At 63.7% G+C, this 13,606-nt stretch carries 16 protein-coding genes; 11 read left to right on the top strand and 5 right to left on the bottom strand.

The genetic code is table 11. The features are described from left to right. Positions 1-86 precede the first annotated feature (86 nt). Complete coding sequence (gene glmU / locus AC3IF1_RS13800) at positions 87-1,463, bottom strand: bifunctional UDP-N-acetylglucosamine diphosphorylase/glucosamine-1-phosphate N-acetyltransferase GlmU (protein ID WP_489218059.1); 1,377 nt, start codon at positions 1,461-1,463, stop codon at positions 87-89. Positions 1,464-1,899: 436 nt separating this feature from the next. Here glmU and AC3IF1_RS13795 point away from each other — a divergent pair, with 436 nt between their 5' ends. From AC3IF1_RS13795 to AC3IF1_RS13780, 4 genes are all read left to right on the top strand, one after another. Next, positions 1,900-2,457 (top strand): 3'-5' exonuclease, encoded by a 558-nt coding sequence (locus AC3IF1_RS13795; protein WP_489218058.1) that lies wholly within the window; start codon positions 1,900-1,902, stop codon positions 2,455-2,457. Between the two features lie 40 nt (positions 2,458-2,497). Continuing rightward, complete coding sequence (locus AC3IF1_RS13790) at positions 2,498-2,671, top strand: hypothetical protein (RefSeq protein WP_489218057.1); 174 nt, start codon at positions 2,498-2,500, stop codon at positions 2,669-2,671. A gap of 323 nt (positions 2,672-2,994) precedes the next feature. After that, positions 2,995-4,266, top strand: a complete 1,272-nt coding sequence (locus AC3IF1_RS13785; protein ID WP_489218056.1) for a Gfo/Idh/MocA family protein — start codon at positions 2,995-2,997, stop codon at positions 4,264-4,266. 11 nt (positions 4,267-4,277) lie between these two features. Beyond that, positions 4,278-4,718 carry a DMT family transporter gene (locus AC3IF1_RS13780; protein ID WP_489218055.1) on the top strand — a complete coding sequence of 147 codons (441 nt, stop codon included), beginning with the start codon at positions 4,278-4,280 and terminating at the stop codon, positions 4,716-4,718. Positions 4,719-5,031: 313 nt separating this feature from the next. On the opposite strand, the gene AC3IF1_RS13775 is transcribed toward AC3IF1_RS13780, so the two are convergent. Continuing rightward, complete coding sequence (locus AC3IF1_RS13775) at positions 5,032-5,265, bottom strand: PsiF family protein (protein WP_489218053.1); 234 nt, start codon at positions 5,263-5,265, stop codon at positions 5,032-5,034. A 1,088-nt stretch (positions 5,266-6,353) separates the two neighbouring features. Here AC3IF1_RS13775 and AC3IF1_RS13770 point away from each other — a divergent pair. The 3 genes from AC3IF1_RS13770 to AC3IF1_RS13760 all read left to right on the top strand — a co-directional run bounded on the left by AC3IF1_RS13770 (position 6,354) and on the right by AC3IF1_RS13760 (position 9,404). Continuing rightward, positions 6,354-7,367: a transporter family protein gene (locus tag AC3IF1_RS13770; RefSeq protein ID WP_489218052.1), complete on the top strand. Its 1,014-nt coding sequence runs from the start codon at positions 6,354-6,356 to the stop codon at positions 7,365-7,367. A gap of 802 nt (positions 7,368-8,169) precedes the next feature. Further along, positions 8,170-8,430: a hypothetical protein gene (locus AC3IF1_RS13765; protein ID WP_489218051.1), complete on the top strand. Its 261-nt coding sequence runs from the start codon at positions 8,170-8,172 to the stop codon at positions 8,428-8,430. Between the two features lie 455 nt (positions 8,431-8,885). Beyond that, positions 8,886-9,404, top strand: a complete 519-nt coding sequence (locus tag AC3IF1_RS13760) for a hypothetical protein (protein ID WP_489218050.1) — start codon at positions 8,886-8,888, stop codon at positions 9,402-9,404. Positions 9,405-9,435: 31 nt separating this feature from the next. On the opposite strand, the gene AC3IF1_RS13755 is transcribed toward AC3IF1_RS13760, so the two are convergent. Together AC3IF1_RS13755 and AC3IF1_RS13750 are read right to left on the bottom strand one after the other, a co-directional pair. Beyond that, complete coding sequence (locus AC3IF1_RS13755) at positions 9,436-9,915, bottom strand: hypothetical protein (protein WP_489218049.1); 480 nt, start codon at positions 9,913-9,915, stop codon at positions 9,436-9,438. 4 nt (positions 9,916-9,919) lie between these two features. Next, a complete protein-coding gene (locus AC3IF1_RS13750; protein WP_489218047.1) occupies positions 9,920-10,099 on the bottom strand; it encodes a hypothetical protein in 180 nt (59 codons plus the stop codon). A gap of 162 nt (positions 10,100-10,261) precedes the next feature. Here AC3IF1_RS13750 and AC3IF1_RS13745 point away from each other — a divergent pair, with 162 nt between their 5' ends. The 3 genes from AC3IF1_RS13745 to AC3IF1_RS13735 all read left to right on the top strand — a co-directional run bounded on the left by AC3IF1_RS13745 (position 10,262) and on the right by AC3IF1_RS13735 (position 11,198). Next, positions 10,262-10,510: a DUF6894 family protein gene (locus tag AC3IF1_RS13745; RefSeq protein WP_489218045.1), complete on the top strand. Its 249-nt coding sequence runs from the start codon at positions 10,262-10,264 to the stop codon at positions 10,508-10,510. 15 nt (positions 10,511-10,525) lie between these two features. Further along, entirely contained in the window at positions 10,526-10,780 is a 255-nt protein-coding gene (locus AC3IF1_RS13740) for a hypothetical protein (protein WP_489218044.1), read from the top strand. A 79-nt stretch (positions 10,781-10,859) separates the two neighbouring features. Then, complete coding sequence (locus tag AC3IF1_RS13735; protein WP_489218042.1) at positions 10,860-11,198, top strand: hypothetical protein; 339 nt, start codon at positions 10,860-10,862, stop codon at positions 11,196-11,198. A gap of 156 nt (positions 11,199-11,354) precedes the next feature. On the opposite strand, the gene AC3IF1_RS13730 is transcribed toward AC3IF1_RS13735, so the two are convergent. Then, positions 11,355-12,953, bottom strand: coding sequence for an anti-phage dCTP deaminase (locus AC3IF1_RS13730; RefSeq protein ID WP_489218040.1), 1,599 nt, complete (start codon positions 12,951-12,953; stop codon positions 11,355-11,357). Between AC3IF1_RS13730 and AC3IF1_RS13725 the strand changes: the two genes are divergently transcribed. Further along, positions 12,952-13,215, top strand: a complete 264-nt coding sequence (locus tag AC3IF1_RS13725; RefSeq protein WP_489218038.1) for a hypothetical protein — start codon at positions 12,952-12,954, stop codon at positions 13,213-13,215. The two genes, AC3IF1_RS13730 and AC3IF1_RS13725, sit on opposite strands and share 2 nt — an antisense overlap. Positions 13,216-13,606 lie beyond the last annotated feature (391 nt).

The following is a 13,606-nucleotide window of genomic DNA, read 5'->3' as shown; positions in this document are numbered from 1 at the left end:
GCGCGTCCAAGGGTGGCTTGTACCGGATCCGAGCCGCGCAGGGCCAGCCCCGGCCAGTACGGCAGGGGCCCGGAGGCCGCGGCGCGTCACGCCTTCTTGCGCAAAGCCTTCTCGGCCAGCAAGGCGGCGCGCTTCAGCTTCGCCCAGCCGGGCTTCACCGCCTGCCGGCCGCGGGCGACCGCCATGGCGTCGGCCGGGACGTCGTCGGTGATCACGGAGCCGGAGGCGACGTAGGCCCCCTCCCCCACGGTGACCGGGGCGACCAGGGCCGAGTTCGAGCCGATGAACGCGCTGGCGCCGATCGTGGTCCGGTGCTTGAGCACGCCATCGTAATTGCAGGTGATCGTGCCGGCGCCGATATTGGCCTTCGCGCCGATCTCCGCGTCCCCGAGATAGGTGAGATGCGCGGCCTTGGCGCCCGCCCCCATCCGGGTGTTCTTCAGTTCGACGAAGTTGCCGAGTTCCGCGCCGGTCTCCAGCACCGCGTGCCCGCGCAGCCGCACGAACGGGCCGATCGTCACGCTCGACGCCATCTCGGTCTCGGTGAGGTGCGCGAAGGCCCGAACCGTGCAGCCATCGCCGACCCGCACCCCCGGCCCGAACACGACGTTGGGTTCCACGACCACGTCGCGCCCGAGGACCGTGTCGTAGCTGAGGAACACCGTCTCGGGGGCGACCAGGGTGGCCCCGCCCAGCATGGCGGCGCGGCGCAGCCGGGCCTGGATCGCCGCCTCGGCGACGCCGAGCTGCACCCGGTCGTTGACACCCTGCGCCTCCGCCTCGTCCACCGGCACGGTGGTGACCGGCAGCCCGTCCGCCACCGCGAGCGCCACGGCGTCCGGGAGGTAATACTCCCCCGCGGCATTGTCGTTGCCGATCTGGGTGAGCAGGGCCAGAGCGTGCCGCCCGGCGAGCGCCATCAGGCCGGCATTGCACAGGGTCACGGCCCGCTCGGCCGGGCTCGCATCCTTCTCCTCGCGGATCGCCAGGACGCGGCTCCCGGCGGTGAGAACGCGTCCGTATCCCGCCGGCGTCGCACTCTCGAAGGCCAGCACGGCGACGGCCGCGCCGTCGGCCAGGGGCGCGCGCAGGCGCAAAAAGGTCTCGGCGGTGATGAGCGGCGTGTCGCCGAACGCGATGACCACGTCGTCGTCCGGATCGGTCAGCACCGCACGGGCCGCCAGCACGGCGTGGGCCGTCCCCAGCCGCTCGGCCTGCGGGAAGACCTGCGCGCCGGGGGCCGCCCTCGCGATCTCGGCGGCCACGTCGTCGCGGCCGGGCTCGGCCACGACGGCGATCCGGCCGGCGCCGGCCGCCTGTACGGCGGCGAGGACGTGGCCGAGCATGCTGCGCCCGGCGATCCGGTGCAGCACCTTCGGCAGGTCCGAGCGCATCCGCGTGCCCTTCCCGGCCGCGAGCACGATGGCGGTGAGGCTGCGCGGGGGCGTTCCGGTGGGAGTCATCGCGGATCCAGGCATCGTGAGACGACGGCACGGATGGGCCGGACCGGCGCGGCGCGCAAGCCCGGGCGATCGGCGGCGCGAGACGTCCGGCCTCATCCGGCTGGGTGAATGAACCCTGGACGATCACGAAACTCGCCGCCCTCATCCGGGCGGCCACCGATCTGGCCGGTGGCCGATCGCCCACAGGACGGGAAACCCGTCACCGGCGTGGACGCCCCCAGACGATGATGATTGGATGGCTCCCCGAGCAGTTAAGTCATAGCTCAATGTCTGCAATGGCTTACCTCCCGCACCGGTCATCCACGCCATTATTGCTTTCTAACGGGAATTCTTGATGCCTCCCGCACCGATCTGCTGAGGGGACGCGGATCGGTGCGTCGCTCGAATAGCGCGGATGGGTTCCCCGCCCTCGCCTTTCTGGAGCACGGATCCAACCATGCGCGATGTGATGATCGACCTCGAAACTATGTCGACACGGCCGGATGCCATGATCCGGTCGATCGGTGCGGTCGCCTTCGGGCCTGACGGTCTCGGCGCCGAGCTGTCTCTGGTGATCGACCCGGCTGGGGCTATCGGACACATGGATCCGGAGACGGTCGCGTGGTGGCTCGGTCAGAGTGGCTTTGCCCGGCACGTCTTAAGCGCGGGCTATCCCGGTCGACGCACGCACATCGCCCATGCGTTGCAGGAGTTTCGCTGGTTCTGGGATGCCCTCGAGGCACCACCGGCAGAGATCCGTATCTGGGGTCACGGCGCGTCGTTCGACCCCCCGATCCTTGAGAGCGCGTTCCGCGCCTGCGGTCATCCGATCCCGTGGAGCCGCCGTGCGATCCGCGACACGCGGACCATCCTAGATCTGACCGACGTCAAGATCGCCACCCCGGAGGAGGCGAAGCACGATGCCCTCGGCGATGCCCGTGCCCAGGCGCTTGCGGTGATCGAAGCGGGCCGCCGCCTCGGCCCGCACCGGCTTTGGCCCGAGGTCGCCGTTTAGGCGGGAGGGGAACTCTTTCGAACGGCAACAGGGGAGCACCATGGCCGACAAACCGCAGACCGTAGCGGAAGGCCTCAAAGCCGGGTTTGAGCGATGGTTCGCCGAGCTGCAGGCCCTCACGAACACGCCGCTCGTTCCCGAGGAATGGACCGGCCGATGGTTCAACGGCTTCAAGCCCGCCGAGGCCCTGCCGCTCTGCCCGGAGCAGGACTGAACAGCGCGGAGGGGAAATCCGCCACCCCGTCGACCGGCCGCTTTGGGTGGAATGCAGTCGTTCCGCTTTTGAGCGCTGAAGCCATCGAAGCGGACATAGCCGCGGGTGCCGCTCACGATCCTGAGCGGTCCTTCGCGGGGTCAGGCCGATTAAGCTCAAACCGCAACTCGCCCTGGCGCTCTCAAACTTCGATAACCGCGAGCTATCGATTGCCAGCTTGGCCGGGGTGACCAGCCGTCGCTGAATGGGGGCCTGTCGTCGCATCCCAGGATATGCGCCAAGTGCCGCAGGTTGGTGCTGCAGATCCCAGCGGGAGCGGCTCGATGTCTGATACCACGCGTAGAACCGTCCTCGGGGCCGCTGCCGGTTTGGCTGGCGCACGCCTCGTCACATCCGCATCAGCAGCCGAGAGCCAACCGCCCGCGCTGCTCGGGCGCGTCGAGAACGGCAAGGTCACTCTGCCGCCGCTGCACGCGCCGAGCGAGGGTGGCGAGATGCTGGCCAATCCCGATCCCATGGCCAAACGCCTAGGGATCGCCGTCGTCGGGATCGGCCACCTCACCCTCGAACAGATTATGCCGGGCTTTGCAGAAGCCAAACACGTCCGGCCGGTGGCGCTCGTCAGCGGCGAGCGCGACAAGGCCCGCGCCATCGCCGCACAGTACGGCGTGCCCGAGAAGAACCTCTATGATTACAATACCTTCGACGCGATCCGGGACAACCCTGAGATCGAGGCCGTGTACATTGTCCTGCCGAATGCTCTGCACGCCGAGTTCACGGTGCGCGCTGCCAAGGCCGGCAAACACGTGCTCTGCGAGAAGCCGATGGCGACCTCCGTTGCGGAAGCGGAGCAGATGATCGCCGCTTGCCGGCAGGCGCAACGCACGCTGATGATCGCCTATCGGCTGCAGTACAACACCGCACACCGCACCCTGATCGACCTCGCTAGGAAGAAGACCTACGGCGAGCTGCGCCTCATCGAGGCGGTGAACGCCCAACACGATGCGGCGCCCGGGCAGTGGCGGCAGATCAAGGCCTTGGCGGGCGGCGGCTCGCTGCCGGATGTCGGCCTCTACTGCCTCAACGCGTTCCGGTACATCACCGGCGAGGAGCCGATCGAGGTCACCGGGCGCATCACCCAGCCGAAGGGCGACCCGCGCTTTCGCGAGGTCGAGGACGTCTCACACTTCACGCTGCTGTTCCCCTCGGGCGTGTTCGCCGCCGGCACCGCGGGCTACAGCATGCATGAGAACCGCCGTCTGCGCGCCGACGCGACGGACGGCTGGTTCGGCCTGGATCCGGCGTTCGGCTACGACAACGTCGCTATGGAGATCGGGCACCGGGTTGGCCCAGCGAACGCTCGGGAGCAACGCACCTTCACGCCACGCAACCAGTTCGCCGTTGAGATGGATCACTTCGCTGAGTGCGTCAGGACCGGACGCGAGCCGCACACGCCAGGTGAGGAGGGCTTGCAGGACCAGCGCATCATGGCGGCCATCTATGAGGCGGCAGCCGGTGGTGGGGTCGTGAAGACGCCCGCCAGTGATCGGCTGGACACGACGCGCGGACCGACCCCGGACGCGCAGAACGGCTGATCGATACAGCCATGCCCATCCTGATCGCCCTGATCGCTGCAGCAGCAGGCGTTCTGAACACCGTGCAGAGCGGTGCCAACGCGAGCTTGAACAAGGCGCTGGGCCAGCCGATCCTCGCCGCGCTGATTGTGGCGGCGACGAATGCGGTGGTCTACTTGCTCGCTGTGCCGTTCGTTGGCCTTGCCTGGCCGAGTGGTCGGTTCTCCAACGTGCCATGGTGGGCATGGCTCGGTGGTGCGCTGGGGGCCACCTACGTGCTTGCGATGATCTTCCTAGCGGAGCGCCTCGGTGCCGCAATCTTCACCGGTATCACCGTGACAGCTGCGATCGTCGCCTCCGTCATCCTTGACCACTACGGCTGGGTCGGCTTCGCACAACATACCGCGGGCCCGTGGCGCATTCTTGGGGGCCTACTGATGATCGGCGGCGTGGCGCTGATCTCCCTCTTCTAAGCCCGTGAGGGCATTGCCGCTGCCGCCGCAAACCGACAGCAAGCGTCCCAACCTCGGTCCTGGCATTAGGACATTACTGGCTGCCCGCGCGACCAAGTCGACCGGTCGGCAACTCCACCTCTCTGCCTCGTGGTAGAGAAGTATCCGAGCCGAAGTTGCCGACCGGTCGACGAGTGTCGGCTTTTGGGAAGCGCCGATGTTCGTTCGCATGGCTGACATGGGTCGTTAGGAGGCCGTCCGCTTTTCTCGCCGTACCACTCGTCTGCATTGTTCTAAGCGGCCCGTCCTTGTGAAAGGACGAGCCTTCGTGTCGCTACGCTTTGCCGGCCTTGCATGCGCTACGGAAATGCTTCCGCGCTTTGCCGTGGAGGCCCTTCTGATCTGCCTCAGCCGAACACTCTTTGGACTTGGCCGTGCGGTCAGCCTTGGGGGCCTTCGCAGAGGTGGCGGAGGGAGCGCCCGGGGGTGTTTGGCTCGTTGTGCCCTGGGCGAGGGCCGGACCAGCGAGCAATGCTATCGCAAGGGCTGCGGGCAGGAACTTAGGCATCAGTGCTTCTCCATACTGTGCGCGGCCAGGGCATACTAACCAGGGCAAGTAGGCCCGGCGGGTAGAGATGCGTTCCAGCATCTGCACAGATCCTCGCGAGGTCGTGACGGCAGATCGTCCGCGCGCCCGACGGGTACGGCGCTCGGATAGGGTCTGATGGCCCTGGGTTGATGCTGCCGATGGGGCGGCGAGCGGCTGCCTTGGAGAAGCGCCGATGGCGGCCGCGAGGCAAGGTCGGGTGGATTTCGGCTGGTGCGCTTTAAGGCAGCAATGCATGAAAGCAGACATCGTCGCCTGACCCGTTCACTACCCATAAATGCCATTAAGGACGGACGGTGCATGGTCCCCGGCGATCTCGAACGGATGGCTCGGCGGATCCGAGCCCATACGCGGCAGAACGCTCAGCTGCGTTCTGAACCTCTATAGCCCTGATCCATTACCTGGTGCGGCGCTCGAACGCGTCGAAGCGGGAGGCAGTGAGGCAGTGAGGCAGTGAGGCAGTGAGGCAGTACTGCGCGAGCTGGGTGCTGATTCGCTGTCGGTGCACAATATCGCCAAGCGCGCATGGGGCCCGCCGGAGGTAGTCAGGTTCCCGAAGCGCTTGACGAACCAGGGTTCGCATATGGCGATCAGCACCAGGCCAAGCCCGTCCGACCAAGCTTGGCGCTACCACGTCCTCATCACAAACACTGCTAATTGTTGGCGAGTTGCTCGAACTCTCGACGGCCTATCGGACTACAAAATCAGTGAATTTCAGCCTGATTAAGATTTTGGTAACAAATTTGTCGCGATGGCGCGACCGCCTCAGAGGTGTGTGCTGATGAGGCCCGGACTGGGACCCGACCCTACATATTGCGGCGCGACAAAAATGGTGCATTTCTGCCACTACGGCGTATCGATGCTTGGAACCTGAGCAGTTCGGGCTACCAATCAATCGCTAACCGTAGGATATTTCCTGCGTTGAGACGGGCAGGCTCCGTGGGGGCGCTCGGCAGGTCCGAAGCCGGCAGCCGCGATGAGCGAGCAGACCGGCATGGAAATGCCGGATGCGGGACGGATGCCTTGGGACCTTGGGAAGGAATGAGAAAATGTTGAAGAACTGGCTTGCGGCCGGCGCGGTCGCGCTCACGGTCGGCATGACGTCGACGATCGCGCAGGCGCAATCGACCACGGTACCGGGTGAGCAGGTCGGTCTCGCCGTCGGTGCGCCGCTGCCGGAAGGCCTATACGCCATCAACACGTTCACCTACCGCCGCACCGACGGCCGGAACGACGCCGACACGGCCGTCAACATCCCGGTCCTCGTCTACTCGACCCCGCTGGTGCCGCTCGGCGGCCGCGTCGAGCTGCTCGTGGCGCCCCCGACCGTGTTCGTCTTCACCCGCAACGCGGCGGGCTCGCCTAATAAGGATATCTCGATCAACGTCGGCACCTTCGTTGGCGGCATCTGGGCGTTCGACCTCGGCAGCAACTTCGGCGTCAGCTTGCTCGGCGGCGTGTACCTGAACGACCTCGACGGTGATCGCGGCTCGCTGTTCAACGGCACTACCGCCGCCAACCCGATCTCTGGTGCGGGTCGGATTCCGGTCGGCACGCCTGTGCTGCCGCAGCTTGCCTCGAACACCTACCGCTTCGGTGTCGCCGGCAGCTACACCGGCGACGGCTACAACATTACTGCCAACCTGACCGCCAACATCTACGACTCGCCCGGTCGCTTCAGTGGTTCGGTCGGCAACTTCATCGGCCCGATCCGCATCTCGGATGCCCTAAACTTCGACCTCACCGCGACGAAAAAGTTTGGTAACTTCGAGATCGGTGCTGTCGGCTATGGCACCTACAACTTCGACATCAGCCAGTTCAGCGCGGCAGCCGGCAACCGTGGCCGCTTCGCCCTCGGTGGTTTGATCGGCTACGACTTCAAAATCTTTACTGTCCAGGCCTACGTCGCCCGCGACGTGGTGACCGGCGCGACTCTCACCAATGCGTTCGGCCGCACCCGCAGCGACTACTCCACCGACGGCTGGATCCGGTTCGTTGTCCCGCTGTACTCGCCGGTCGCCGCCGCTTCGCCGATCCCGGCGCCGCTGGTGCGCAAGTACTGAGCGTTACTGAACAGTAGTTCAGAACTACCCACGTTTGGCTCGCACTGGCAACGGTGCGGGCCATTTTCGGTCTAAATCGTAAATATACCTCACCCTATGGAAAAGCATCGCAAAGATCGTATCGAGCGAGCGGCTCAGATTTGCTTCGTGATGCAAGAGATCCGGATGGGTGGAGTTTCTGACCCAGCGAAAATCGCAGATATTCTAAATGCGCGAGGTATTGAAAATCTGCGCGGCGAAAAGTGGACTTGGATCGAGGTGCTTCGATTTGATAAGCGTCCTAAGGAACGTTCAGATCCTACAAAGCGGGCTGATTGGACACAACGCTAGTGTCGCGCGCGTAGCCAAGATGTAGTGATCCACACATCAGCATGCCAACAGGTACGCATCCAACATCATTTGCGCCTGCTCGTTTGTCCGCTTCCGACCCGAGCCGAAGTTGCTAAGGTGGCCGACGAATGACCGCTTCCAGTAAGCGCCGACGGCGATCTGACGGGCCGAGTTGGGTCGGCAGCGGAAGCCAGGTAGAGCTTTACTGAGGGCCGGAATGTGGGGCAGCTGCGCCCCACATCGCAGTCAACACCGCCGAGGCGTTGCTAGAGCGTGCAGGGCCGCCGGGCGGCGTCCGGCCAGTCCGCACAGAATGTGGGGCGGGTCGTGGGGCAAGGCCGATTGTTGCCCCCTCGCGGCGCTCTGAAACAAGGTCTGAGGGGGCATCCCTCGAACGACCCCGTCTGAGCATTGACGACCGCGTTTAAACGCCCTTGTAGCTCGTCACACGGATTGAGCGAAGGGCGACCCCATGGCGGACATTCCGAAGGTCGATGCCGGGCACGGCGCCGGTCCGCGCAACATCGAAATGCGCTTCACGATGCGGGAGATGCTGACGCTCCACAGCGCGCTCGAACGCCGTCACGAGGCGCTATCCAAGGACGCATGGTGGATCGACGGCAGGGGCGACCCGGGAAAGGCAGCCCAACTCCGGGAACACGCGGCCGAATACCGCGACCTCGCCGAACGGCTATTCGATCATCTGCGCGGCATCATGGGCACGAAGCTCTGAGACAGCGCCACCGTCGACCGCCGCCCCGGTCGCTCGCGCTTGCACAGCACACGATAGGTCTGCAGCATCGTGATTGCATTCCGCAGATAGGCCCGCTCCACCGTCTCGAACGCGGCAAGCAACCTGGCGTGGCTGACCTAATCTCCCGTCTCTCGAAAGCGGTGATCGGCTTGCAGCTGTGGCCGCATCCGCCCCGGCCAGTTGCCGCTGCTGCGCGCTTGCAGGTAAGCTACCGCCGGGCCCAGTTGGCTCTTCAGCGCGTAAAGCTGACTGAGCCGCCCGGATCCAACGGTCGGCACAACGTTGGGGTCGCCCGTTTGATCCGTCTGTCATCCCTGGTCCTGGCGAGCGCGTGCCTTGCCTTCGTTCCGTCAGCGCACGCAGCATCAGCCATCACCGCCGCGGCTATCGCGACCGGCCGCCTCTACATCGTCGGGACGACCGACGAGCCCCACATGAGCGTGTCTCTGGACGGCAAGTTCACGGCGGAGTCGGACGACACGGGCAAGTTTCAGTTCGCGCTCGTCTACCACCCCGTCGGCTGCGTCGTTCGAGCGACGATCGACGGCAAGACCATCGAGGCCAAGGTTGAGCAGTGCGGCGAGATCTGTGAGCCGGCACTGCAGGCACGGGCTCCTCGGGGACTGACCCTCGGCTCCGCTCGAATGCTGCCCGAACAACAGTCCGCAGCTCCAGAGGCGCCCGCAACCACCAGCGCGCTCATGCCGCCTGCGCTTGCCATTCCGCGGCCGGGGGCGGACAGCGTTGGCGTGCCGATTCTTGACCCGCCGCTGCCGCCACCACGGCCGACGAATCTGTCGATGGCTTCGGCGAAGCCCGCGGTCCCGGCTCCGAGCCTCGAACGGCCGGCGACGAAGCTCAGGTTCAAACCGCAGCCGCCACAGCCGGATGCGCCGGACGATCGGCCGCGTGCGGAGCCGCCCGACGCCCCCGAGGGATCAGACACCTACTAGGCATGGCTTCGGCGCCTGAGCGGCTGTTCCGTTAGGCTCCGCCCGGATCGGCGTCGACACGGGCCGGCTGACCCGGCCGCTCCCGCCGGCGAACCACGCGCGCGGCCTGCCGCAGCGTGATTTCGCTTCGTGGATAGGCCCGCTCCACGGCCTCGAACGCGGCGAGCGCCCCGTCGAGCGGGTAGATGACGGCGAGCCGCAGCTCGACCCGGCCGCGCTCGTCCCAGACCTCGATCGCGAACGGCCGGCCGGGCGGGACCGGCGGCTCCAGGCTCACCGCCGTCGGCAGCCGAAGGGTGGCGAGGCATTGGCTCTCGTACTTGCGCGCGACCGCGGCCCCAGGATCGCGCTGATGTCGGCAAGAGGCGGTGAGCGCGCGCAGCAGGGCGAGCGTCGTGATCTCCGGGCCGAAGCGGGCCATCAGGCCGTCGAGTCGGTAGCTGCCGTGACGGCGGCACGTCGCGCAGTCCACGGTGAGCCGGTCGCCGGCGATGTCACCCAGTCGCTGCATCGCGTCAGCCGTTTAAACGGCCACGCGCGTAGCCGTGGGAGACCAGACGCCCCTGCCCGGCCGCGTGGCACTCGGCGGCATCGAGATCGGCGAGCGCGTCCGTGATCGCCCGCACGAGCGCCGACCAGCCGTCGCGTCCGGCGGCCGTATAGTAATCCAGCGCGATCGCCTCGGCCTCGGTCAAGCGTATGTCCACAGGCGGTTCGTGCGGTTGAGCGTGCATCGCGGTTCGAATCCCTGCTAGAACATACACAGAACAAAGCGCAGGAACGGCCGCGGTTCAACCGCTCGATCGAGCGGCGCCCGGATCGCTGTGGAGCGCTGTGGACGACGCACGGAAAGGCCAATGCCAGCCAAGCTTTACCGCTTCCACTGCACGGACGGACGCGAGCTGGTCACCGACGGCGCCGGCAGGCGGATGCCGAGCGTGGCGCAGATGCGCGTTCACGCCGAGCGGGTCGCGCTCGCGTTGATGGAGCAGGTCACCGAGCGATTCGACTGGTCGTGCTGGCAGGTCGACGTCTACGACGCGAAGGGTCGGCGGGTGTGGGTGACGGCCTTCGTCGATGTCGACGCCGATCTCGAAGCGGCGTGAGGGGAGGATGGGATCGTGGCGCTCAAGACGACGTACATCGTGCAGCCGTTCGAGCTGCATCGGAAGCGGCTGCGGCCGGCGCGCCAGGAACCGGCGCAGACGGATTTCGGGGCGCTGAAGAAGGCCGAGAACCTCGCCAAGCGGGTGCCGGGCGCGGCTGCCCTCAAGGTGGTGGCCGACGACGAGACTGGCGAGCTGGGGGGTGTGACGATCCTCGGCCAGTGGGGTGAGGTGCCGGAGGATTTCGCCGAGAGCCTTCAGGGCGGTTGACGCTCAGCGACGCCCGGCGAACTCCCAGATTGGGATGCCCGGCTTCTGACTCTTCAGGAAGCGGTAGTCGGAGGTCTGGGTGAGCGAGGTGCGGGGTTGGCTGGGCGGTCGAAGCCGGGCTCAGGTGCTCTACATGCTCGGCATGCCCATGCTCGGCCTCACGCTCCCCCTCCGCATCTGCATCCTCGATGACGCGGCATGCGTTGAGGACGCCAACGGCCGGCGTACCGGGTTCGTCGCCTGGTCGGATGGTGGTGGCGACGCTGGCGATGAACCGTTCACCCGGGCCGAGGCCATCGAGCAGGTCCGCCTGATCGCGAGCGCCTGGGCCAACGCGCTGGTCAGCAGCGGCACGCTCGATACCGGCCCCGCCCTCGAACCCGGCGCGGCCGGTGCTGAGCCATCGCCAGAAGGCTGAGGCCGCCCTCGAAGCCGCCGGCGTCATCTTCATCGAGGAGAACGCTGAGGGGCCGGGGGTGCGGCTGAGGAAAGAGGCGCGCTTTAGTAGGCAAGAACGCAAAAACACTACCGAGGCTAATCGGTAGCTTGCTGCGATGCCCTCATTGCTATCGGCTCAGCCCTCGTTCGTCGTTCCATCCACTGCCTCGGACTCCGCTCGTGGGGGTTGGCTAGCTTCGAGGTCGGCTTCAAAGCCCATGATATCCCCCGTTTGATGAAGTTCCCTCAACCGGTTTGCTATAAGTTTCCGTTTCTCAATCTCACTATTCAAGTACGTCGCTATCGTATAATCGACGAGTGGTTTCGGTCGATTATCAACCCATTCTTTGAAAAACCCATTTTCGTCCTTTCGACGACCGCGCTCGAATAAATCGCGAAAACGCAGCGGCGAAATACCTATGAAGGGAGAAAATTGGACTTTTTTGGTCTCATTTCGGCCAGTGCCGACGTAGAGTGCATCTTGATGTAGCTGTTCGGCATAGCTTTTTGGGTACGGTTCAATGTAAACGACGCGCTTAATGCCAGCAGCAACGACATGTTTAGAGCACATGTGGCACGGAAATGTAGTACAATACAAAGTGCTGTCTTTAATAGATATACCACGACGTGCGGCGTCGGATATTGCAGACATTTCGGCGTGAATTATTCGGCCGAATTCCAGCAAGTCCATCAATTGCGCCCCACGCAGTGGGCTGTTTCTCTTGCCCGACTCGACAATAACTTTCCCAACAACCTCATCTATGTCTATCCCGGCAGGCATAAAGCCAGACTCTCCAAGCCGCCTTACGGTGTCCGCGAGGATAGTTCTTTTAATACGTTCATTCTCGTCGCCTTCAAGCGTGTAATCGCGCGCATCTTCCTCGTCGGAACTCCAATAGGTTCCGCCGCCCGCTTTGGGGACCTCATTACAGCCTAGTGTCTGAACTTCACCATGTGATGAGAAAATGGCAGCGCCTACTTGCCTTGATAGATCAAGAGAACGTAAAGCCGCACTCTTGGCTATGTAGACTCCGTACTCGTCCCGGGTTGGGCTGACTTTATTCGATCCGAAGAATGCCGCCAAAAATCGATCTAGCGTAGAGATTGTATCTTGCTCATTATCCAGATCGACGAATAAATCCGCCAAAGCGAATGCATCTGCAAGTCTTTGCCCGAACGGCTGGCCCTGCTCATCTTCGTCTCGTTGGACCAATCTTTCGGCATCACCTTTATGGTCTACACTTGGCTTGGAAACAACATGATCAGTTGAGATCCGATGGGATAAGTATTTTATCCTAGTTTCTTTGCCTGAGTACAAAGAAATTAAGACAAACGCTTTTTGATAGGTTTGTCTTAGGACCTGGATCTCTTCACCTCTCTTAAACTGATCGAAGATATAGGCTTGGTTCTCAAGATAATTTTTTCCTGCCTTGGTGCGGTAAGCATTAATGGCGGAACAGCAGAGCATCGCTAATGCTCCGTTTTGTTTCGTGATTTCTCGAAGCTTATTAGCATATTTTATATGGCTGTCGTATCTCTCTTCAATAGGCGAGTCTACGACCGGCGTATCTTTAATTTTTACCGACTTCATCAAATCAGTTACTTTGAAGCTTTCTGAATTGTAATGGTATTTTAATAGCGCCGACTTCAAAGTTGCTACAAATTTGGAGTTCTTGGTCCCTATCGGGGAGCAGAGCCCAAATACGAGCTCGGGCGCTTCTGCGGTGGGTAGCATGGCGGACAGACCGAACGTCTCAGGAACAAAAGTGATGAACGGTCGATTACAGCATGTTAGACTCGGAACGTCGAATCAGCAGGCTGAAAAAAAGGGCAATCGGATGGGAGGCTTAGACGCGAACTGGCTCTCCGCGGACCTCGCATTGGTCGATGCCGATGTGGCTGCCTGGAGCGCCGGTCTGAGAGAGTCCTTTGAGGCTTTGTACGGTGAGCGTGACAAGGTTGAAGCGTCTGACGAGGATACCTTGTCAGAGGACTGACCGACAAATAATCATGGCATGGCTGGTGCCCGTCACCGCCCACGGAAATCCATGCTGTCGGCCAAGTCCCTCGACACCGCCATCCCGGCGGCTATTCTGCCGGGATGCGCACAGCCCTCGCCGCCCTCGCTCTCGTCGTCGCTGCTGGGGCGCAGGCGCAGCAGCAAATGCCGACCGTTTCTCAACCGCCGTTGAACTGAAAGTAGCGCAGTAGTGGCGCGCTGGCTTCAGATTTTTATCACATGGGTTTCGCTGATCGTCGGCTTTCCTGCAGCCTTTGCTGCGGGGTATCTCGCGCATTGGCTGGAGGACCTGAGCGGCACAAGATATGCCGCCTACGCCGTTGGTGCAGCCAGCGTCGGCTCCTTCTTTCTAGTTGCAAGGCTTCTTG

Source organism: Methylobacterium sp. E-012 (genome assembly GCF_057836545.1).
Note: the sequence above shows the minus strand (reverse complement) of the source record. Positions and strands in the feature narration are given on the sequence as shown.